The organism is Acinetobacter johnsonii (assembly GCF_048551975.1).
GTDB lineage: Bacteria > Pseudomonadota > Gammaproteobacteria > Pseudomonadales > Moraxellaceae > Acinetobacter > Acinetobacter johnsonii_A.
Map to the genome: position 1 here is coordinate 98,808 of NZ_JBIMCF010000002.1, position 20,413 is coordinate 119,220.

Annotated in this window: 18 protein-coding genes; 13 read left to right on the top strand and 5 right to left on the bottom strand. The window is 40.3% G+C overall.

What is annotated here, in order from left to right; genetic code table 11:
- The first annotated feature begins 32 nt into the window (after positions 1-32).
- Positions 33-155, top strand: a complete 123-nt coding sequence (locus ACG9ZB_RS02580) for a hypothetical protein (protein ID WP_419323929.1) — start codon at positions 33-35, stop codon at positions 153-155.
- A gap of 5 nt (positions 156-160) precedes the next feature.
- Here ACG9ZB_RS02580 and ACG9ZB_RS02585 read toward each other — a convergent pair whose 3' ends face one another.
- From ACG9ZB_RS02585 to tig, 4 genes are all read right to left on the bottom strand, one after another.
- On the bottom strand, positions 161-877 hold the full coding sequence (locus ACG9ZB_RS02585; RefSeq protein ID WP_419323931.1) for a DUF2846 domain-containing protein: 717 nt from the start codon (positions 875-877) through the stop codon (positions 161-163).
- 157 nt (positions 878-1,034) lie between these two features.
- Entirely contained in the window at positions 1,035-2,345 is a 1,311-nt protein-coding gene (clpX, locus tag ACG9ZB_RS02590; RefSeq protein ID WP_419323933.1) for an ATP-dependent protease ATP-binding subunit ClpX, read from the bottom strand.
- 28 nt (positions 2,346-2,373) lie between these two features.
- Positions 2,374-2,979, bottom strand: a complete 606-nt coding sequence (gene clpP, locus ACG9ZB_RS02595; RefSeq protein ID WP_004692427.1) for an ATP-dependent Clp endopeptidase proteolytic subunit ClpP — start codon at positions 2,977-2,979, stop codon at positions 2,374-2,376.
- 194 nt (positions 2,980-3,173) lie between these two features.
- On the bottom strand, positions 3,174-4,505 hold the full coding sequence (gene tig, locus ACG9ZB_RS02600; RefSeq protein WP_004692429.1) for a trigger factor: 1,332 nt from the start codon (positions 4,503-4,505) through the stop codon (positions 3,174-3,176).
- 272 nt (positions 4,506-4,777) lie between these two features.
- Here tig and ACG9ZB_RS02605 point away from each other — a divergent pair, with 272 nt between their 5' ends.
- The 8 genes from ACG9ZB_RS02605 to rdgB all read left to right on the top strand — a co-directional run bounded on the left by ACG9ZB_RS02605 (position 4,778) and on the right by rdgB (position 15,623).
- Complete coding sequence (locus tag ACG9ZB_RS02605; RefSeq protein WP_419323936.1) at positions 4,778-6,916, top strand: TonB-dependent receptor domain-containing protein; 2,139 nt, start codon at positions 4,778-4,780, stop codon at positions 6,914-6,916.
- Between the two features lie 338 nt (positions 6,917-7,254).
- Positions 7,255-9,543 (top strand): TonB-dependent receptor, encoded by a 2,289-nt coding sequence (locus ACG9ZB_RS02610; RefSeq protein ID WP_419323938.1) that lies wholly within the window; start codon positions 7,255-7,257, stop codon positions 9,541-9,543.
- A gap of 100 nt (positions 9,544-9,643) precedes the next feature.
- On the top strand, positions 9,644-10,327 hold the full coding sequence (locus ACG9ZB_RS02615) for a Fe2+-dependent dioxygenase (RefSeq protein WP_419323940.1): 684 nt from the start codon (positions 9,644-9,646) through the stop codon (positions 10,325-10,327).
- Positions 10,328-10,752: 425 nt separating this feature from the next.
- Complete coding sequence (gene leuA, locus ACG9ZB_RS02620) at positions 10,753-12,450, top strand: 2-isopropylmalate synthase (protein ID WP_419323942.1); 1,698 nt, start codon at positions 10,753-10,755, stop codon at positions 12,448-12,450.
- A 101-nt stretch (positions 12,451-12,551) separates the two neighbouring features.
- On the top strand, positions 12,552-13,712 hold the full coding sequence (gene metX / locus ACG9ZB_RS02625; protein ID WP_419323944.1) for a homoserine O-succinyltransferase MetX: 1,161 nt from the start codon (positions 12,552-12,554) through the stop codon (positions 13,710-13,712).
- Complete coding sequence (gene metW / locus ACG9ZB_RS02630; RefSeq protein ID WP_004979039.1) at positions 13,712-14,305, top strand: methionine biosynthesis protein MetW; 594 nt, start codon at positions 13,712-13,714, stop codon at positions 14,303-14,305. The genes metX and metW overlap by 1 nt, the downstream gene beginning before the upstream one ends.
- The gene (locus tag ACG9ZB_RS02635; RefSeq protein WP_392453077.1) at positions 14,302-14,892 is read left to right on the top strand and encodes a tetratricopeptide repeat protein; all 591 of its coding nucleotides are present in this window, start codon (positions 14,302-14,304) and stop codon (positions 14,890-14,892) included. Before metW ends, ACG9ZB_RS02635 begins: the two co-directional genes overlap by 4 nt.
- A 104-nt stretch (positions 14,893-14,996) precedes the next feature.
- Positions 14,997-15,623, top strand: a complete 627-nt coding sequence (gene rdgB, locus ACG9ZB_RS02640; protein ID WP_419323946.1) for an RdgB/HAM1 family non-canonical purine NTP pyrophosphatase — start codon at positions 14,997-14,999, stop codon at positions 15,621-15,623.
- Between the two features lie 122 nt (positions 15,624-15,745).
- Here the strand turns inward: rdgB and ACG9ZB_RS02645 are convergent, their stop codons facing one another.
- The gene (locus tag ACG9ZB_RS02645; RefSeq protein ID WP_419323948.1) at positions 15,746-16,630 is read right to left on the bottom strand and encodes a permease; all 885 of its coding nucleotides are present in this window, start codon (positions 16,628-16,630) and stop codon (positions 15,746-15,748) included.
- A gap of 159 nt (positions 16,631-16,789) precedes the next feature.
- Here ACG9ZB_RS02645 and tatA point away from each other — a divergent pair, with 159 nt between their 5' ends.
- The 4 genes from tatA (at position 16,790) to ACG9ZB_RS02665 (ending at position 20,378) form a co-directional block, all read left to right on the top strand.
- Entirely contained in the window at positions 16,790-17,008 is a 219-nt protein-coding gene (gene tatA / locus ACG9ZB_RS02650) for a Sec-independent protein translocase subunit TatA (RefSeq protein ID WP_419323950.1), read from the top strand.
- Positions 17,009-17,020: 12 nt separating this feature from the next.
- Entirely contained in the window at positions 17,021-17,443 is a 423-nt protein-coding gene (tatB, locus tag ACG9ZB_RS02655; protein WP_419323952.1) for a Sec-independent protein translocase protein TatB, read from the top strand.
- On the top strand, positions 17,440-18,216 hold the full coding sequence (gene tatC / locus ACG9ZB_RS02660; protein ID WP_419323954.1) for a twin-arginine translocase subunit TatC: 777 nt from the start codon (positions 17,440-17,442) through the stop codon (positions 18,214-18,216). The genes tatB and tatC overlap by 4 nt, the downstream gene beginning before the upstream one ends.
- Positions 18,217-18,401: 185 nt before the next feature.
- Positions 18,402-20,378, top strand: coding sequence for a PhoX family protein (locus ACG9ZB_RS02665; RefSeq protein WP_419323956.1), 1,977 nt, complete (start codon positions 18,402-18,404; stop codon positions 20,376-20,378).
- The last annotated feature ends 35 nt before the right edge of the window (positions 20,379-20,413 follow it).

The window sequence follows — 20,413 nt, forward strand, 5'->3', positions numbered from 1 at the left end:
ATAAAAAAAGCAGCAAAATGATGAGTGAAATCATGCGTAATAGCATCGCCATGTCTGCTGAAATGATGCAAGATCCAGCTATTCAGCTGGAAATGAATCGTCAAATTGAAAAGACCCTGACACCATTATTTGAACAAGCCAAAAAAGCACAATAGCTCACTTACCAGGTTAAAGGATTCCACAGCTTAAAGGGTTTCATCAGCTGAACCTCTTCACTTGGATCATATTTTGCGGGTTTAAGTTTTTGCACTTTCTTTCGTAGCTCCCCCGTGTGTTGATCTTCCGCTACAAAGTTGTAGCTGTTCGACTTTAACTGGGTAAATGCAATTTCTTGAATCGCAATTTTTTCAGGGATAACCGCCAAAGGCCCTGAAACATCACGACGTGTGGACAAGTTCTCTTCATCATACTTGATGAAATAAGACTGCCCTGCTTCTACGCTAAAATCGATATATTTCGGCTTTTGAAAATGGTTAATACCCAAAGGCCGACTACTCGATAATCGATAAGTCCCTGCGGGCAATTCGACCCAATAATAATGATTGTTCAGCAGGCTTGGAATGCGTTCTTTATTGATAAATAAACTCGAGGCCACAATTTCTTGTCGATTCCATTTTGAGTCTGGACGATAGAGATAAACTATCGCCGCTTGTTCATGCTGGGGTTGGACACGCTGAAAACGCTGTCCTAATTTTTGATTGACCCATCCACCTAAGCTAAACACCCCAATGCGATACTGCTCGATCATGCCTGGGTCGTGTTCAAAATCAACCTCATGGCTGAGCGTTGATGTTAATTCAGGTTGTTCAACTGTCGCTTTTCCATGACAACCCAATAAAATTAAACTGCTTAAAAGCGTAATTATCATTGCACGCATGACTATTCCTCACGACGTATTTTTATTTTGATACTTAATTTTTAGTTTTAATCTAGGCATCCCAGCCTATGATGCAGAGTAGCATTCCTTCTTTTTTTTGAATATAAAAAAACGTGTGAAAACACTCGATTTTCACACGTTTCAGATGAATAACAACTTAAGCGGACTTTGAATTAATGACTTTTAAATCAACTTTAGCTGCATCTTTCTGTTCGATTCTAGGTAAACGCTCTGGCTTAAATAATGGTGCAGCCGTACCGTTAATCACGTCTTCATTCACCACAACTGTGCCAACATCGGTACGACTTGGTAAATCGTACATGGTTTCAAGCAGCGTATTTTCTAAAATAGAACGTAAGCCACGTGCACCCGTGTTACGATCCAAAGCTTTTTTCGCCACAGCGCGCAGTGCTGAGTCTTCAAAAACCAGATCAACATTTTCCATATCAAACAAATGTTGATATTGACGGGTCAATGCATTCTTCGGTTCAGTCAGAATTTGCATCAAAGCTTCTTCATCTAACTCTTCCAAAGTCGCAATTACAGGCAAACGACCAATAAACTCTGGAATCAGACCAAATTTCACCAAATCTGTCGCTTCAACTTGACGGAACAAATCAGACAATTTCTTGCCTTCATCTTTCTTCTTCACTTCAGCCGTGAAGCCGATTCCACCCTTTTCTTGGCGCTGTTGTACGATTTTCTCAAGACCCGAGAATGCTCCACCACAGATAAACAAGATATTTGAAGTATCAATTTGAATGAATTCTTGCTGCGGATGCTTACGACCACCTTGAGGTGGAATAGAGGCAACCGTACCTTCGATCATTTTCAGTAAAGCTTGTTGTACGCCTTCACCAGACACATCACGCGTGATCGATGGGTTTTCAGATTTACGTGTAATCTTGTCGATTTCATCGATATAGATAATACCTTTTTGCGCTTTTTCTACATCGTAGTCTGCTTTTTGTAGAAGCTTTTGTACAATGTTTTCAACATCTTCACCGACATAGCCTGCTTCGGTAAGTGTTGTTGCATCAGCCATAGCAAAAGGAACATCGAGAAGACGCGCCATGGTTTGGGCAAGTAAGGTTTTACCCGAACCCGTTGGTCCTACTAATAAAATATTACTTTTCGCAATTTCAACCGCATCGTCGTGTGTATGTCCACCATGTATCGCTTTAAGACGTTTATAGTGGTTATAGACAGCAACTGACAAGGTTTTCTTTGCCACATCTTGACCAATGACATATTGATCTAATGCAGCACGAATTTCGTGAGGTTTAGGCAAGGGTTTTGCAGCCCAGTCACCCGACTCAACTTGTTGACTGGTTTGCACCAAGTCTAAGCATACGTCCACACATTCATTACAGATGTACGCGTCCTCGCCTGCTATCAGTTTCCCAACTTCAGACTGCGTTTTACCGCAAAATGAACAATGCTTTTGTCCTTGAGGATGTTCGGACATATTCACTCCAATTCTAAACTTTTAAAACTTATGGACGTTTAGATAACACTTCGTCCACGAGACCATATTCTTTTGCAGCTTGCGCTGTCATAAAGTTATCACGGTCAGTATCACGTGCCACAGTTTCATAGTCTTGACCACTGTGCTCTGCCATTAAACGGTTTAAACGTTCTTTAATGAACAGAATTTCACGTGCATGAATTTCAATATCAGATGCCTGACCACGGAAACCACCTAACGGTTGATGGATCATGACACGTGCATTTTCAAGGCAATAACGTTTACCCTTTGCACCTGCATTCAGCAAGAAAGCACCCATTGATGCTGCTTGCCCCATACAGTAAGTCACAACATCTGGTTTAATAAATTGCATGGTATCGTAAATCGCCATACCAGCAGTCACCGAACCGCCTGGTGAGTTAATGTAAAGATGAATATCTTTATCTGGGTTTTCCGCTTCTAAAAACAACATTTGCGCGACAATCAAATTCGCCATGTTATCTTCAACTTCACCAGTCATAAAAATGACGCGTTCACGCAAAAGACGTGAATAAATGTCAAATGAACGTTCACCGCGAGATGACTGTTCTACAACCATTGGAACTAAGGCATTATCGATAGTTGGAATATACATACGTTTACTTATTCCTAAATTTTTTGTTACTCAACTCATAGTCACAATATGAGGGATAATTGCTGAAAATGCAAAATATTCTCAAGTAAATAACAGATATTTTTTGCATAAGCTTTATGAACGCAAGACCTTTTAAAAAAAACCAGATCATAATAAAAAAGGCGCTCAAAGCGCCTTTTTTACTTTAGCTAAACTTAGCCTTGTTGACGAGCTTGTTGTTCTTTCAATAAGTCTTCGTAGCTTACAACAGTATCTGTTACTTTAGCAGACGCTAAGATGTGATCAACTACTTGGTCTTCTAACACAACAGCTTCGATTTGCGAACGTTGTTGTTTGTCATTTTTGAAGTATTCGATCACTTCAGCTGGATCTTCATAAGATGAAGCCATGTCTTCGATGTAAGCATCAACACGTGCTTGATCTACTTCGATTTTAGCATCAGCTAAAACTTTGCTTACCAGTACGCCTAATTTTACAGATTTTTCAGCTTGTTCTTTGAACAATTCATCTGGAAGCATACTTGAGTCAAATGCTTTCGCACCTTGAGCACCAAACTGCTGAGTGAACTGTTGGATCATTTGTTGACGTTGACGGTCAACTTCTTGAGCAACCATAGACGCAGGAAGTTCAACTTCGTTTGCAGCTACAAGTGCATCAAAAGCTGCACCTTTCACTTGATTACGCAAACCATTTTTCACTTCACGTTCCATGTTTTTACGAACGTCAGCTTTTAATTTCTCAATGCCTTCTTCTTCAGTTAAACCGAAGATTTTAAGGAATTCAGCATCAACTTCTGGAAGTTTTTGTTTTTCAACAAGCTTCACAGTAATTTTGAATTGAGCTGATTTGCCAGCAAGGTTTTCAGCTTGGTAGTCTTCAGGGAAAGTTACATCGATAACTTTCTCTTCGCCTTTCTTCATACCAACGATGCCGTCTTCGAAGCCAGGGATCATACGACCTGAACCTAAAACAAGTTTAAAGTCTTCTGCAGAACCGCCTTCAAACTTTTCACCGTCTACTGAACCTTCAAAGTCAAAAGTTACTTGCATGTCTTTTTTAGCCATGCCTTTCGTTTCAGCCCAAGAAGCACGTTGCTTCTGAAGGTTTTCGATCATTTGATCAACATCTTTGTCGTTTACTTCAGATGCTTTACGTTCAACTTCTAAACCATCAAATTTCACGTTAACTTCTGGATAAACTTCAACAGTCGCTTCGTATACAAGCGCGTCGTCTTTTAATTCAGATTTTTCAATGTTTGGCATGCCAACAGCATTGATTTTTTCTTGTTGGATCGCTTCAAATACTGTGTCACGAATAATGTCGCTTACGACTTCTTGGTAGATACCCGCGCCATATTCACGACGAACAACATTTACTGGCACTTTACCTGGACGGAAGCCGTTGATCTTCACAGTTTTAGCAGTGCGTTTTAAGCGAGCTTCGAACTGCTCGTTAACACGGCTCGTCGGTACAGATACATTTAAACGACGGGTAACACCCGAAACCGCTTCAGAAGTTACTTGCATGGCTTCCTCAATCTTTTGGTAAGAACAATTTTAAAAAGTGCCACATTATATGACAACATTGAACGATATACAAAACACCCGATTGAAACCACATATTTTTTTCTTCATTTATCGTTTTTTATTTTGAATATTTTTAAATCGCTACTTATTAAGCGCAAAGTATTATATTTTTTATGGCTTTTGTTGCAAATGATAAATATTACCATTAATATTTGCATCAACTTTGATCGTTTTTTTCAATTTTTTTCTCGTCCATCATTGGAACTCTAGTTATGAGTAAGTTTAATCTACACCCGCTTTCATTGGCATTGCTTGGGGCAATCACCACTCCTGTTTTCGCAGAAACAACAACTGAAGATTCATCTACCCATCAGCTTTCCACTATTGTGGTTTCAGCTGCGGGTTTTGAACAAGATATTAAAAATGCACCAGCTTCAATTAGCGTGGTCACGAAAGAAGATATTGAAAAGAAAAATGCAACCAGCATTGCAGACCTATTAGCTGATGTTCCTGGTATTGATATTCGTTCAGGTGTAGGAAAAACATCAGGTCTGAATATCAAAATGCGTGGCTTAGGCAATGACTATAGCCTGATTTTAATTGATGGTCGCCGCCAAACCACCTCGTCAGATGTCACTCCAAACGGCTTTGGTGAAACATCAAATGGTTTTTTACCACCTTTAACCTCTATTGAACGTATTGAAGTCATTCGTGGACCAATGGCAACACGTTATGGTTCAGAAGCCATGGGTGGTGTCATCAATATTATTACCAAAAAAATTAGTAATGAATGGAATGGCAATGTCACTGTCAGTGGCAATGTCATGGAACATGGCAGCGAAGCCGACTCATGGAAAACCAGCTTTGTGCTCAATGGGCCAATTATTCATGATCGTCTAGGCTTACAGCTTCGTGGTAGTTATTTAGACCGTCAACGCTCAGAACGCATTGTGGCGGGCTCAACCTCTCGCGACCCACGCCCAAGCAAAACTGAAAACTATGATGTTGGTGGAAAATTACAATTTACATTAGACGATAAAAACTCTTTCTGGGTTGATGGTTTTACTTCAAACCAAACCTATGACAACTCAGACCAACGACTAGGCAACTTTTTTAGCCGCGGTGGTATTGCAGGCTATGAAAATGAATTAGAGTTTAATCGTCTACAAATTTCGGCGGGACATGATGGTAATTATGATTTTGGCCAATGGAAAACCTACATTAGTCAAAATAAAACTGAAACCAAAGGTCGTACCATTCCAACTGATGCTTTCCCTGCTTTAGCTGGTCAACCACGAACTTTGGAAAATACCGATTTAGTCTTTGATTCACATTTAATTGCACCTATTGCTAACCACAAGCTCACTGTTGGCACAGAATATAAAGATGTAACTATTGCTGATGATATTGCAGGTATGGGCAAAGAGTTTACACAAGATACTTGGTCAGTTTATGCAGAAGATGAATGGAGCTTATTAGATAACTTACATTTCACCTTCGGTGGTCGTTATGAAGATCATTCAGGATTTGGTGGTCACTTTAGCCCGCGTGCTTATTTAGTATGGAACACAACTGATGCTTTAACACTTAAAGGTGGTGTAAGCACAGGCTATAAGACACCGTCAGCAAAAGATTTATATAATGGTATTGTTGGCTATAGCGGCCAAGGCACTACACCAAGTCTAGGTAATCCTGATTTAAAACCAGAAACATCAGTTAACTACGAGTTAGGCTTAAATTATCAACCTACAGATACATTAGACTTTAATGCCACAGCATTTTTTAATGTTGTAGAAGATAAAATCGTTTCTCGGAACTTCTTGTGCACAACCAATGATTGCTCAAATTTCAACAGCAACGTAACGTCTTATAGTAAAAGCTTTAATGCGGATGAAGCTGAAATCTACGGCTTAGAAACATCGCTTAAGTATCAAATTATTCCTGAATGGGATATCAAAGCTGCTTATACATTTACCGAGTCTGAAATCACTAAAGGTGCAAACAAAGGTTATGCACTCGAATCGACAGCTAAACACCTATTTAACCTAACATCGACTTGGCATATCAATAATAGTCTGGATGTTTGGTTGCAACATGAGTATCAGTCAGGACGTCCTCGTTATTTAGCTGCGCCAACTGGTGGTGAAGTGAGTATAGAACAGCATACAGACAACAAATTCTCGGCTTATAACCTGTTCAATTTAGGGACAAGCTATCAGTTGAATAATAATGTTCGGATCAATGCTGCTGTAAATAACTTATTAGATAAAGACTTTACTGAATATATGGATTATGTCGATACAAATGGTAATGTTCAGCAAGCCTATAAATATTTATCTATTGGTCGAAGCTCAGAAGGAACCTATTTGTCAGGACGAAATTATTGGTTATCAATTTCATATGACTTCTAAAAATAGTCATATCTAAAGAAAACCCTGCACTGGCAGGGTTTTCTTCTTACATACATAATATAGATCCAACATAATTTCTACATATTCACTTGAGAAACACCTTCAAACTTAGCTTAAAATAATGGATTCTAAATTTCAATAACATTATAAAAACATAATCTAATTTTCCAATTTAAATAAAAATCAAAAACTTAAATTCAATTCATTACATTATTACATTTATTTTTTCTACACAAATACATCTAAGCATCGACAATTTCAATGTAATAGTTATGCTACAAAAAATAAGAATCATTATTATTCGCATACTAATTTACAACGCTAGAACTAGATTCGTTATGGCCTTCATCAAAACACGTAAAAAGCTGGTTTCTTCAGCAATCGCTTCAACACTCTCTGTGGTTGCAGTCAATGCTGTTGCGCAAGATCAAATCGCGCAATTAGAAACAATTCACACGGAAGCGGCAGCAGAACAAAGTTTGAAAGTAGACAAATCTGCAAACAACAAGTTCGTTGCTCCCCTACTCGACACACCAAAGTCTGTTTCTGTTCTTTCTCAAAAATTACTCAAAGAAACCAATTCAAATACTCTATTAGAAGCATTACGTTATGAGCCCGGTATCACTTTAGGTGCTGGTGAAGGTGGTACACCATTTACGGATATGCCTTATATTCGTGGATATAGCGGTCAATCATCTATTTATGTTGATGGAGTCCGCAATACGACATCACAAAGTCGAGATATGTTCGCTATTGAACAAGTTGAAGTTATTAAAGGCTCTTCTTCTGCTCTTGGCGGTGGTGGCAGCGTCGGCGGAAGTATCAATCTCATTCCTAAAGTGGCTCATGAAGGCGATACTTACCAAGGTAGCGTACAAGGTGGCACGGACAACTATCGCCACATTCAACTCGATGCGAATAAAGATTTCGGCAACGGAATGGCTGGCCGCGTTGTAGTCATGGGTCATGAAAATGAAAAAGCAGGACAACATGACGGTGCTGAATATGCTCGTGCAGGTATTGCAACAAGTCTAGCTTTTGGTCTAGGTTCTGATACGCGGGGCTCTGTCGGTTATTACTATTTACGTAGCAATGATGAACCAGATGCGGGTATCCCATTTAATAATGCAAACCCAAGCAGCCCACCAGCTGGCGTAACTGTGACACCAGGTGACGGTCGACCAGTCAGTGTTAAACCAGGCACATACTATGGTTGGAAAGCGCGTGATTTTGATAAGCGTGAAAATCAAATTGCAACATTTAAGTTAGAACATGATCTTAATGAAGATTTGACGCTATCTAACATTGCTACTTATAACAAATCTAAATCTGATTATGTTTATACCAATGCCGATGACTCAAAAGGGAACATCTATAGAGGAACTGTCGCGCGCCGTGCACTCACACGTATTTTAGACACAGATGCATATAGCGACCAACTTTCTTTAAGAGGCAAATTCAATACGGGTTCATTAAAGCATTCATTTAATGTAGGAACTGAATGGAGCTTCCAAGAAACTGATCAAGGCGTTTATACCTTTACCAATGCTGCTGGTGAAACAACCTCGACCATTTTAGACAACAATATTCAAAACTGTACTTCAACTGCTGCAGCTCTCAATGGCTGGTGTACGAGTCTAAACAATCCAGGCAATGGTGCATTTACTGACACTATGGGTAGTATTAAAGGACAATCTACTACACGTAGTCATAATGTAGGAATCTATGCCCTAGATAGTATTGAATTTAATCCACAATGGCTACTTAACTTAGGCGTGCGTTGGGATAAATTTGAAACTGAGAAAAAATATAATAAGGACGTAAGTGGACGTACTCCTCATAAAGCTGGCGATAAATTAGAAAGTGATACCGATTACTTCACTTACCAAGCTGGTTTAGTTTTTAAACCAACAGAAGATGGCAGTATTTATTTAAGCTACGCTACATCAGCAAATCCTGTAGGTGTGCTTGCTGAAGGTGATACAGGTCCAGATTCTATTAGCGATTCTGGTGTTGCAAGTGCAACAGCTAATGCCCTCAAGCCAGAAGAAGCACGTACTTTTGAAATTGGTACCAAATGGGACTTATTTAATAATCGTGCAAACTTAACTGCTGCAATTTTCCGTACTGAAAAGCAAAATACCCGCATTCAAATTGATCCAACCACAACAGCGAATGCAGGTGAAAGCCGTGTTGATGGATTTGAAGTAAGCTTAAACGGTAAAATTACCGACAAGTGGGAAGTGGCTACAGGTTATAGCTATCTAGATAGCGAGATCACCAAAGCTGCTTACAATGCAATTGCTCAGGAAGGTAAACCACTTCCATTTGTGGCGAAAAACAGTGCAACGTTATGGTCAACATACCGAGTATTACCAAAATTAACATTGGGTGCTGGTGCTGAATACCGTGATCAGGTTTATGTAAATACAACTGCACCTAAGTTTTTACCGACTTACACCATTTACAATGCAATGGCGAAATACGATGTAAATCGTAATGTAAATGTTCAATTAAATGTGAATAACATTTCTGACAAACAATACTTTACCAGTGCACATGCAGCACACTATGCATTTGAAGGTAATGGCCGTAATGCGGTATTGGCAATCAACTTCAAATACTAAGTTTGATTTCCATAAAAACTTTATGGAAATTATCTAACTTAAACTAAAATAGCCTCTCTATGAGGCTATTTTTATAATCATCAAATCAAGGATGTTCTCTGTGATTCATCATATTCCAAATGTATTATCAAAAGAGCAAGTAGCTGAATTTCGTCAATTGATGGAAACAGCAGACTGGGTTGGAGGAAAAGTCACTGCAGGAACTCTATCTGCCTCAGTCAAACAAAATCAACAACTCTCCGAACAAGATCCGTTAACACATCATTTAAGTGATTTAGTCATTCAAGCCATTTGGAAACACCCCGTTTTTCAAGCTGCGGCTCTCCCACATCAAATTATTCCACCACTTTTTAACCGTTATGATGAACATGAAAGCTTTGGTTTTCATGTGGATAACTCGATTCGCCTGATTCGTGGAACTTCACAGCAAATGCGTACAGATTTATCTTGTACATTATTTTTAAGTGAACCTGAAGAATATGACGGTGGTGATTTGGTCATTGAAGACACCTATGGATATCACGAAGTTAAATTACCCGCAGGCGATGTTGTACTATACCCTTCTACTAGTTTACATGAAGTTAGTAGCATAACTCGCGGTACACGTTTCGCCTCTTTCTTTTGGGTACAAAGCTTGATTCGTGAAGATCAAAAAAGGCATATGTTATTCAATTTAGATGAAAGTATTCGTCAACTCCGAGTAGATCATGGGGATACTTATCCTGAAGTCGTGAAACTCACCAATATCTATCACAACCTCATACGGATGTGGTCTGAATTGTAAGTTTTACTGTGAATTGAGTATAAACTCTTTGATCTATCCAAACATATTTAGTCGTAGAGCTCTCATAGCCTCTTCAAAAAAGCGAATGAAATGAATCAAATTCGCAAAATAAAGAAAAAGATTAAACACATCTCAAAAATACACGGAAATATTTCCCCTATATATCAAATTAGAGGGAAATATTTTTTCAGATACGACTAAAAGCCATAAAAAAAGAAAAATCTTTTCGACCGAACTGGATTAAACTCTTAAATATAACGTTACAAGGTTACTCACGGTAAATCTAAGTCGTATCAAATATTTACGTTTAAAAACACCCTGAAGACTCCCTTGTAAATAGAGACCATAGACACAATCTATATAAATAGTAGGTTGCTTTTTATTACCCACTCAAATGCAACCCGTACTATGTAAGGAGTTACCTCATGATGTTGGCTGATCCAAGTAAGAAATATCGTCGCATGTATCAACGTGTTGACTTGCCAGACCGTCAATGGCCAAACAACGAAATTACAAAAGCGCCTATTTGGATGAGTACTGACCTACGTGATGGTAACCAAGCCATTTTTGAACCGATGGATATGGAACAAAAATTTAAAATGTTCCAAATGTTGGTCAAAATTGGTTTCAAACACATTGAGATCGGTTTCCCTTCTGCATCTCAAATTGACTTTGACTTTACCCGCAAATTGATTGAAGAAAATCACATTCCAGACGATGTCTATATCGAAGTTTTGGTTCAAGCACGTGATCATTTGATCCAACGTACTTTTGAATCTTTAGTCGGCGCAAAACGTGCAATTGTGCATATTTATAATTCAAATGCCCCAACCTTCCGTCAAAAAGTTTTAAATGTCGATGTTGCAGGTGCAAAGCAATTAGCAGTCAATGCAGCCAGAAAAGTTAAAGAATATGCAGCGCAATATCCTGAAACGGAGTGGGTGTTCCAGTACAGTCCAGAGTGTTTTACTGCAACTGAGTTAGAAGTGGCTAAAGATGTTTGTGATGCCGTGACTGAAATTTGGGAAGCATCGCCAACCAATAAAGTAATTTTAAACTTGCCTGCAACGGTAGAAGTGTCTACGCCAAACGTGTATGCCGACCAAGTAGAATGGATGCACCGCAACATTGCACGTCGTGATGGCGTGATCATTTCTGTACACTGTCACAATGACCGTGGTTGTGGTATTGCTGCGTCTGAATTGGCGATTATGGCGGGTGCAGACCGTGTCGAAGGTTGTGTGTTTGGTAATGGCGAACGCACAGGCAACGTCGATGTTGCTGCAATTGCCTTGAACATGTATACCCAAGGCGTTGCACCAAACTTAGATTTCTCAAATATCAATGAAATCATTGCAACGGTAGAAGAATGTACAGGTTTGCCTGTTCACCCTCGCCACCCTTATGCAGGTGATTTGGTCTTCACCGCATTTTCTGGTTCACATCAAGATGCCATTAAAAAAGGGTTTGAGTTCCAAAAGAACGAAGAAATTTGGGATATGCCATACTTGCCAATCGACCCGAAAGACTTGGGCCGCGACTATGATGCTGTGATTCGCGTCAACTCACAGTCAGGTAAAGGCGGTATTGCTTACTTGTTGGAAGCAAATTACAACGTAGTATTGCCACGTCGTATCCAAATTGAATTCTCTCAAATTGTACAAAAACGTACCGATGAAGAAGGCACTGAAATTACCGCACAAGAAATTTGGAAATTGTTCAAAGAAACTTATGTAGACACCAAAGATACGCATTATTCAACCAAAAACTATCGTTTGTATGATAACAACGGCAAACAAGTGGTTGAGCTTGAAATTGAAGTGAATGGTGAAACGCAGCAATTACGTGGTGAAGGCAATGGTCCAATCTCTGCAATGTTGGATGCTTTACAGTTACCAATTGACGTTTTGAGCTACGAAGAGCGTGGTATTAGCTCTGGAGCAAATGCAAAAGCCTTGGCTTTGGTTGAATTACAAGTCAAAGGTACAGGTAAATCAGCCTTCGGTGCGGGTATTCACGACAACATTGTGACCTCATCTATCGAAGCGATTATTGCGTGTACCAACCGCTTAATTGATCAAGGTGTGTTAAGCACAGATCAAGTGATTGCTGCTGCGGTATAAGTATTAGCAATAATAATTAGCACTAAAATGACTTTAGAAGGATACCCTCAAGTGGTATCCTTTTATTTATTAACCCCAAAGATTTAAGGCGAATTATTCCTGTGTCTTTTCCTGCTGACTCCGTGGGTATCGTTACTCCACAAAAGTTTACTTTTGAAGAGCCCTTAGAGCTCGAATGCGGTCGTATTCTCCCTCGTTATGAACTGATGGTTGAAACCTATGGGGAACTCAATGCAGATAAATCCAATGCGATTTTAATTTGCCATGCACTATCAGGTCATCATCATGCTGCGGGTTACCATCATGCTGACGATAAAAAACCGGGTTGGTGGGATGCTTGTATTGGCCCAGGTAAAGCGATTGATACTTCAAAATTTTTCGTAGTTGCACTAAACAATATTGGGGGCTGTAGCGGTTCAACAGGGCCTACTTCGCCAAACCCTGAAAATGATAACCGTCCTTATGGTCCTGACTTTCCTTTAGTCACCGTTCGTGACTGGGTTAAAACCCAAGCTATTTTATCCGATCATCTGGGTATTCAAATCTGGAGCGCGGTGATTGGCGGTTCATTGGGTGGTATGCAAGCCTTGCAATGGTCGGTTGATTATCCTGATCGTCTTAAAAAATGCGTCATTATTGCCAGTGCACCGAAGCTGTCTGCTCAGAATATTGCCTTCAACGAAGTCGCACGTCAGTCAATTTTGTCTGATCCAGACTTCCATGATGGCCGCTATCTTGAAAATGACAGCTATCCAAAACGTGGCCTAATTTTGGCACGTATGGTCGGTCATATTACCTACTTATCTGAAGAAGCCATGAAGCAGAAATTTGGTCGTGACCTAAAGTCAGGCAAATTTATGTATGGTTTCGATGTCGAGTTCCAAGTCGAAAGCTATTTGCGTTATCAAGGTGAGCAATTTAGCCGTAACTTTGATGCCAACACTTACCTGATTATGACCAAAGCTTTGGATTATTTTGATCCTGCGCGTGAGTATGAGCAGTCTTTAGTTAAAGCCATGTCACAGACCAAATGTCAGTTCCTTGTGGTGTCCTTTACCACCGACTGGCGTTTTACCCCGCAACGTTCACAAGAAATTGTGGATGCACTGATCACCAACCACAAACCGGTGAGCTATTTAGATATCGACGCTGAACAAGGCCATGACTCATTCCTGTTCCCAATTCCTTTGTATGTAAAAGCATTACGTGCATTTTTGGGTGGTTCTGAACACCTTCAAGCAACATCTCAGGAGGCTGTGTAATGCGTATTGATCATCAACTAGCAGAAAAATGGATCAAACCTGATTCCAGCGTACTCGATTTAGGTTGTGGTGACGGTGAATTACTGGCCCATATGAGCAAAAAGCACAATATTCGTGCATATGGACTGGAAATTGATCAAGAAAAGATTGCAATTGCGGTCGGTCGCGGGTTAAATATTATCCAACAAGACTTAAACTTGGGTTTAAGCCGCTTTGCAGACCAGTCTTTTGACTATGTCGTTATGGCACAAGCCTTGCAAGCGGTAGATGCACCAGATGTTTTATTACGTGATATGGTGCGCGTAGGGAAACAGGCGATCATTACTTTTCCTAACTTTGCCCATTGGAAGACCCGTTCTTTCTTGGCTCTTAAAGGAATGATGCCCGTTTCTGAAGCTTTGCCGTACATGTGGTATAACACGCCCAATATCCACTTATGTACTTTCCGTGATTTTGAAGCACTTTGTGCGGAAAATAACATCAGAATTATTAATCGACTCGCTGTAAATGGGGATCAACAAGATAGTTTACTCAGTAAACGTCTCCCGAATTTGTTTGGTGAAGTCGCAATTTATCGAGTGAGCGCTCTATGAAAAAACTATTCTTAAGCACGACACTACTGGTTGGACTTTTGAGCATTCAAGCTCATGCAGATTATGTTTCCCCAACCACGTCTGTTGCGAGTCAAGCTGCACAATATTCTGTTATGGATATCAATAGCTTAATTAAAGCAGCAAAAGCAGGTCAGCCTGCTGCGCAGTTCTATCTTGCAACCAAGTATCAACAAGGTAAAGACATCTCTGCAGATGAACGACAGGCCTTTGCTTGGTACAAAGCCGCTGCAGATCAAGGTCTTTCGGCTGCTCAGCTAAATGTTGGTCGTATGCTTGCAGATGGCGTAGGCACTAAAAAAGATGAATCTTTAGCACGTCAATACTTTGAAAAAGCAGCCAGTCGTGGTGATAACCGCGCAAGCTTTAACTTGGCCATGATGGAAGAGCAAAAGAAAAACTACATGGGGGCTTATCAATGGTATGAGCTTTCAACCCGTGATGGCATGCTCGATAATAAAGTGATTACGCTTTCTGAAGGCAAGAAAACAGCGTTGGCGGCAAACTTAACCCAAGATCAAATTCGTCAAGCACGTGACCGTGCAGACAAGTGGATTCAAGCTCAATAAGCTTTTATTTCCAAACTCAGCACCTTCGGGTGCTTTTTTATTGCCTATCCATGAGTCGGACTTGTTAAAATAACCGCATAATTTTTAAAGCACGGATCTTTCACATGGCATCAACTGATTGGTTATCTCAAGGTACCTTAGTCCTCGCAAGCAATAACAAAGGCAAAATTTCGGAATTTGAAAAATTATTTGCAGAGCTCAACTTACCTGTTGAAGTGATTGCTCAAGGTAAATTGAATATTGAAGATGCCATTGAAGATGGTTTGAGCTTTGTCGAAAATGCGATTATTAAAGCACGCCATGCTTCTAAAATTTCAGGAAAACCAGCCATTGCAGATGACTCTGGCATTTGCGTCCCTATTTTAGATGGTGCACCGGGGATTTACTCTGCACGTTATGCAGGCGAACACGGCGATGATGCTGCCAATAATCAAAAATTATTAGCTGAACTCAAGCCACTGCGTAAAGACGGTCAAGCGATTGAAGGCATGTTTGTATGCGTTTTAGCATTAGTGCAACATGCTGATGATCCTCTTCCACAAATTTTCCAAGGCATTTGGAAAGGTGAAGTACTAGAGACTGCTCGTGGGGAAAATGGTTTTGGTTATGACCCGCTGTTCTGGTTACCCGAGTTAGGGCTTTCAAGTGCAGAAATGAGCAAAGAAGAAAAAAATAAAATCAGCCATCGTGGTCAGGCGATGCAACTGTTTAAAGCCAGTTTAGAACAATAAAAACTAAGCTGTGTAATGTTGCCCCTTCTCCCCTCGGGGAGGACGGTGGCGAAAGATTTTCTATATTCTCCTCTATCGCCCTTGCGCAGCAGAACTATGTATTTCTAGCTAAAAGTGAGTGCTTAGATCACAGCGAATACATGTAGCAATAAACCATAAATACTCACCACGACACAGCTGATGATCGTACCTGAAGCAATGTATTTTGCCGATGTGCCTGTACCTTGATAATGCGTTTCCAAAGCCACAATATTGGCTGCTGGCGGTAAACAGAACAATAAGAACATGACCCCAATATATTGTTCAATATGAGGAATAGCGAGGTAACGATAACTCAGCCCACATAACACCACGCCACATGCTAATTTTAATAAAGCTGTCTGACTACTTTGCCACAGGTCCGCTTTCTCAACTTTGGTGTGCCTCAACCACATGCCCAATACACACATACCAGAGAAACTCATACCAAATTTGGCTGCACTATAAACCACATCAATCAGAACATGCTGTGACCAATGTTGCACCCCAACGGAACGAAAAATAAGAGCCAGAATCAAAGCAATCATGGGTGGAGTACAGAGCATTTTTTTTAAAATAAATGAAAAAGCTAACGATGTTTGGCTCACAGCTGTCACTGCCCAGAGATTGCCAAAAATAGAGCCACCGATGTATAGCGCCACCATTGCTGGACTAATTTCTGTGCCAAACAACGCAATCGCAAAAGGAAAGCCTAACCATGCCATATTGGCATAACTAAAACACAAGGCGCTTAATTTATTCTTTGAAAAGTATAAGAAAAAGTAAAATAAGAGCACTGCCACGACAAAACTGAATAACATCAGACTAATGCTACCAGCCTGATAAAACACCATGTTGTAGACAATAACAATCGGAATAAAGCAACGTGCTAAAAGACTTGAAAAGCCTGTTTTCAACCATGTTGCCAAAGGAGTAGATGCAAGGAATAAACCACTAAGAAAGGCCAACAGAGGGAGCAGCAACGTCACTTCAATATCCTTGAAATTTCACGGAGTCATCATAACACTGCTTTTTCTCAAAATCTGTGCGGAGCGATCGTTTTGTCTTGAAATTGAAATATCATCGTCACCGCAATGTCACACAAGCCTGTTGATATAGGGAAAACGAAAAATGATGAGGATCTACCCATGGCGGGACTATCAATTTGGCACGTACTAATTTTTGCAATTGTGGTTATTCTTCTTTTTGGTACAGCCAAACTTAAGAACTTAGGTAAAGATGTCGGCGGTGCAGTGAAAGACTTTAAAAAGTCGATTCGAGATGATGAAACAGAACAAGCACAGTTAAATAAGCCAAAAACAATTGATGCTCATGTCAAAAGTACAGAAAGTACGATCAAAAGCTAAGCGAGCATTGCCATGCTAAATGTAGGTATGACAGAACTATTATGCTTCGCTATTGTTGCATTATTAGTTTTAGGTCCTGAAAAGCTACCTGAAGCGGCACGCTTTGCAGCCAAATGGTATGGCAAAGCCAAACGCTTTATCAATAGTGTTCAAACAGAAGTCGATCGTGAGCTCAGGCTTTCTGAATTTCGTCAAGAAATCCAAAAAGAAATTGAACGCATGACTGAGTTGGAACAGCGTCTACAAATGCAGCTTGATCATCTCAGTCAATCTGCTCCAACAGTCAAAGTTGAAAATGCAATAACCTATAAATATCAGAGGCTAGCTCCTTCTCCTTTAGTCCCATTTTCAATCAACCATCTTAAACAACATGCTACACCTATGCCCAACGCAGCGAATGTACCTATACAACCTGAATTGAAGATCGCAGTATGAATCAAGTGTCAACAAGGCCCGACTCAAGCACAGGCCAAGATGAACAATTAGAACAAATGCCTGTCATGCAGCACTTAATTGTACTGCGTAAGTACCTATTTAAAATTGTTGGTATTACCCTGTTGTTGTTTTTTTGCCTACTGCCATTTCGTAATACAACCTATCAATTACTATCAGAGCCACTACGCCAACAACTCCCCGTCAACTCCACCATGATTGCGACAGATGTCACAGCAACATTTATGGCGCCATTTAAATTAAATTTATTTGTTGCGCTGATGTTGGCTATGCCAGTTATCATCTATTTACTTTGGTCATTTGTTCGACCTGCGCTATATGAGAAAGAGCGTTTTTTGGCCATTCCTTTGCTCGTAGGGAGTATTGCACTGTTTTACATTGGCGTAGCCTTCGCCTATTTCATTACCCTTCCAGGCATATTACATTTTTTTATCAGTGTCTCACCTGAAAGTGTTGCACCGATGACAGATATCAATAGTTATCTCAGTTTTTGCCTGAAACTTTTTTTAGTGTTTGGACTCACTTTTGAAATTCCAATTATTACCCTCATCCTGATTTTAATTGGTGTCGTTAGCACACAGAGTCTCGCTGAAAAGCGTCGTTTCATTGTCGTGGGATGCTTTTTCATTGCGATGTTTGTCACTCCACCTGATGCACTTTCGATGATTATGCTTGCGGTCCCCATGTGGCTGTTATTTGAAATTGGTTTATTTTTTGGAAAATTATTAGAGAAAAGAAAAACAACAAGCCACTAAAACTTGAGAATTACAAACTTCCATCTTATTTCCTCCAACACTGTAGGGAGGATTTTTTATTTCATGTTGTATCTATTGACCTATCAAATACTGTCTTCAAATTGACCCTAAACTGTAAATAAAACGTCACTTCTGCTTCATACAATCTAGCTCGACTTACTTACAATTATTGATATGGACTTACTATGACTGCCACAACAAATCAGCCAAGTCGTCGTGATCTTCTAAAATGGTTTGCGGGAATTCCTTTTTTACCGCTTGGGGCAATGACTACTGCAGCAGCATTGAGCGGTTGTAATGATAGTGACAATGACACAGGGGTAACACCACCTGTGACAAAACCTGCAAATCTAAAAGCTGCAACATTTACAGCGATGGCAGCGCCTATTGCAATTGCAGACCGTGCTAAAACATCAGTCAGTTCAAAACTCAAAATCGACTGGGATGACTCAACCAGTTCAGAGTATCAACTTGGCTATAAAAGCTTTTTTGAAACAGGCAATACTGTGCCTAAATGGGGCGGTGGTGAAATTATTGCTGGGGGATATTTTAACGCCAACGGGGATCCAATTATGGATACATCTGTTCCAGCGTCGCCACGCCAATTCTTTTCAGACTGCCCGGATGGCTCCTCGCTTATTCATTTAGACGGTGCTCAAGTCGAAGGTGTGAATAACCCAGTATTCCATGTGGTGCAATTTGAATATGCATCCCTAAACTTAGCTGGCGCGAGCGAGTATGGGAACTTACCCTCCCCAATCGCGATTTTAACGCTAGACCAAAACCAAACAACAGGCCATTTAGAGCTTAAAAAATACTTTAATGTTGATACATCTGCAGTTCATGGACTATGGATCACGTGTGGTGCAAGTCTGTCGCCGTGGAACACACATTTATCTAGTGAAGAATATGAACCTGATGCATTTGAACAAGGCATTGGTGGACCAAGTCCAAAAGGAATCAGCAAAAACTTCTTTGGGGATGAAACAGTCGCTAAACCATATAACTATGGTCATTTACCTGAGGTGATTGTCAACAAAGATGGTAGCGGCAGCATTGTAAAACACTTCTGCATGGGGCGTATCTCGCATGAGCTTGTACATGTTATGCCTGATAACCGTACCGTGATTATGGGCGATGACTACACCAACGGCGGTTTCTTTATGTTCATTGCCGATGTCGCAAAAGATTTGTCGGCTGGTAAGCTTTATGTCGCTCAATATGTATCTGAACTGACAGAAAGCAGTACAGGACAAATCAAATGGATTGAGCTAGGTCATGCAACTAGTCAAGAAATTGAAAACATGGTGAATGTTAACAATATCCAACCTAGCGATATTATGGAAAGTTTAACCACCAATCCAAATGACACGTCATACACCGAAATTGTTTTAGCCAAGAAGAAACTTTGGGTCAAAGTAAAACCGGGTATGGAAAAAGCAGCAGCCTTCCTTGAAACCCACCGTTATGCAGCACTCAAAGGTGGCAGTATGGCTTTCACCAAGATGGAAGGCACCACCATCAACATTAAGGATAAAGTGGCATATTCTGCATTAGCCAACATTCAAGATTCAATGATCAAAGACAATGCGGCATGGGTTGCTGCGCACAATGTTTCATTTACGAAAAAAATCACCGCAGGTGGCGTGCTGGCACATGATTTAACAGCAGGACAAAACACAACCGATGGGCAACCAATCGACAGTGAGTGGGTTCCACATCAGTCTAAAATGTTATTGATGGGTGAAGACATCACAGTAGATAGTTTAGGCAACACTGCAAATCCAGATAAAATCGCAAGCCCTGACAACTTAAAGTTCTCTGAAACGCTACGTACGTTGTTCATTGGTGAAGACAGTGGGAACCACCCAAATAACTTCCTATGGGCATATAACGTTGATACCAAAGCAGATCCTGTACGTTTACTCTCGACCCCTGCTGGTGCAGAGTCAACTGGTTTACATGCGGTAGACTCTGTGAATGGTTGGACTTATATCATGAGTAACTTCCAACATGCGGGTGATATGAAGAGCTTATCAACAGATTTGAAAGCCGCAACTTTAGCCAATTACAACAATGGCTATAGTGCAAGTGTCGGTTATTTAACAGCAGACTTGATGCCATCAGTAGAAAAGAAAAAGACTGAAACCAAAGCCTCTTAAATAACATACTCATAAATAAAAGATGCCGACTTATG

What these genes read in the sequence shown, in the direction of transcription:
- ACG9ZB_RS02580 (WP_419323929.1), top strand. Translation starts at nt 33, where the DNA reads ATGCGTAATAGCATCGCCATGTCTGCTGAAATGATGCAAGATCCAGCT.
- ACG9ZB_RS02585 (WP_419323931.1), bottom strand. Translation starts at nt 877, where the DNA reads ATGCGTGCAATGATAATTACGCTTTTAAGCAGTTTAATTTTATTGGGT.
- clpX (WP_419323933.1), bottom strand. Translation starts at nt 2,345, where the DNA reads ATGTCCGAACATCCTCAAGGACAAAAGCATTGTTCATTTTGCGGTAAA.
- clpP (WP_004692427.1), bottom strand. Translation starts at nt 2,979, where the DNA reads ATGTATATTCCAACTATCGATAATGCCTTAGTTCCAATGGTTGTAGAA.
- tig (WP_004692429.1), bottom strand. Translation starts at nt 4,505, where the DNA reads ATGCAAGTAACTTCTGAAGCGGTTTCGGGTGTTACCCGTCGTTTAAAT.
- ACG9ZB_RS02605 (WP_419323936.1), top strand. Translation starts at nt 4,778, where the DNA reads ATGAGTAAGTTTAATCTACACCCGCTTTCATTGGCATTGCTTGGGGCA.
- ACG9ZB_RS02610 (WP_419323938.1), top strand. Translation starts at nt 7,255, where the DNA reads ATGGCCTTCATCAAAACACGTAAAAAGCTGGTTTCTTCAGCAATCGCT.
- leuA (WP_419323942.1), top strand. Translation starts at nt 10,753, where the DNA reads ATGATGTTGGCTGATCCAAGTAAGAAATATCGTCGCATGTATCAACGT.
- metW (WP_004979039.1), top strand. Translation starts at nt 13,712, where the DNA reads ATGCGTATTGATCATCAACTAGCAGAAAAATGGATCAAACCTGATTCC.
- ACG9ZB_RS02635 (WP_392453077.1), top strand. Translation starts at nt 14,302, where the DNA reads ATGAAAAAACTATTCTTAAGCACGACACTACTGGTTGGACTTTTGAGC.
- rdgB (WP_419323946.1), top strand. Translation starts at nt 14,997, where the DNA reads ATGGCATCAACTGATTGGTTATCTCAAGGTACCTTAGTCCTCGCAAGC.
- tatA (WP_419323950.1), top strand. Translation starts at nt 16,790, where the DNA reads ATGGCGGGACTATCAATTTGGCACGTACTAATTTTTGCAATTGTGGTT.
- tatB (WP_419323952.1), top strand. Translation starts at nt 17,021, where the DNA reads ATGCTAAATGTAGGTATGACAGAACTATTATGCTTCGCTATTGTTGCA.
- tatC (WP_419323954.1), top strand. Translation starts at nt 17,440, where the DNA reads ATGAATCAAGTGTCAACAAGGCCCGACTCAAGCACAGGCCAAGATGAA.
- ACG9ZB_RS02665 (WP_419323956.1), top strand. Translation starts at nt 18,402, where the DNA reads ATGACTGCCACAACAAATCAGCCAAGTCGTCGTGATCTTCTAAAATGG.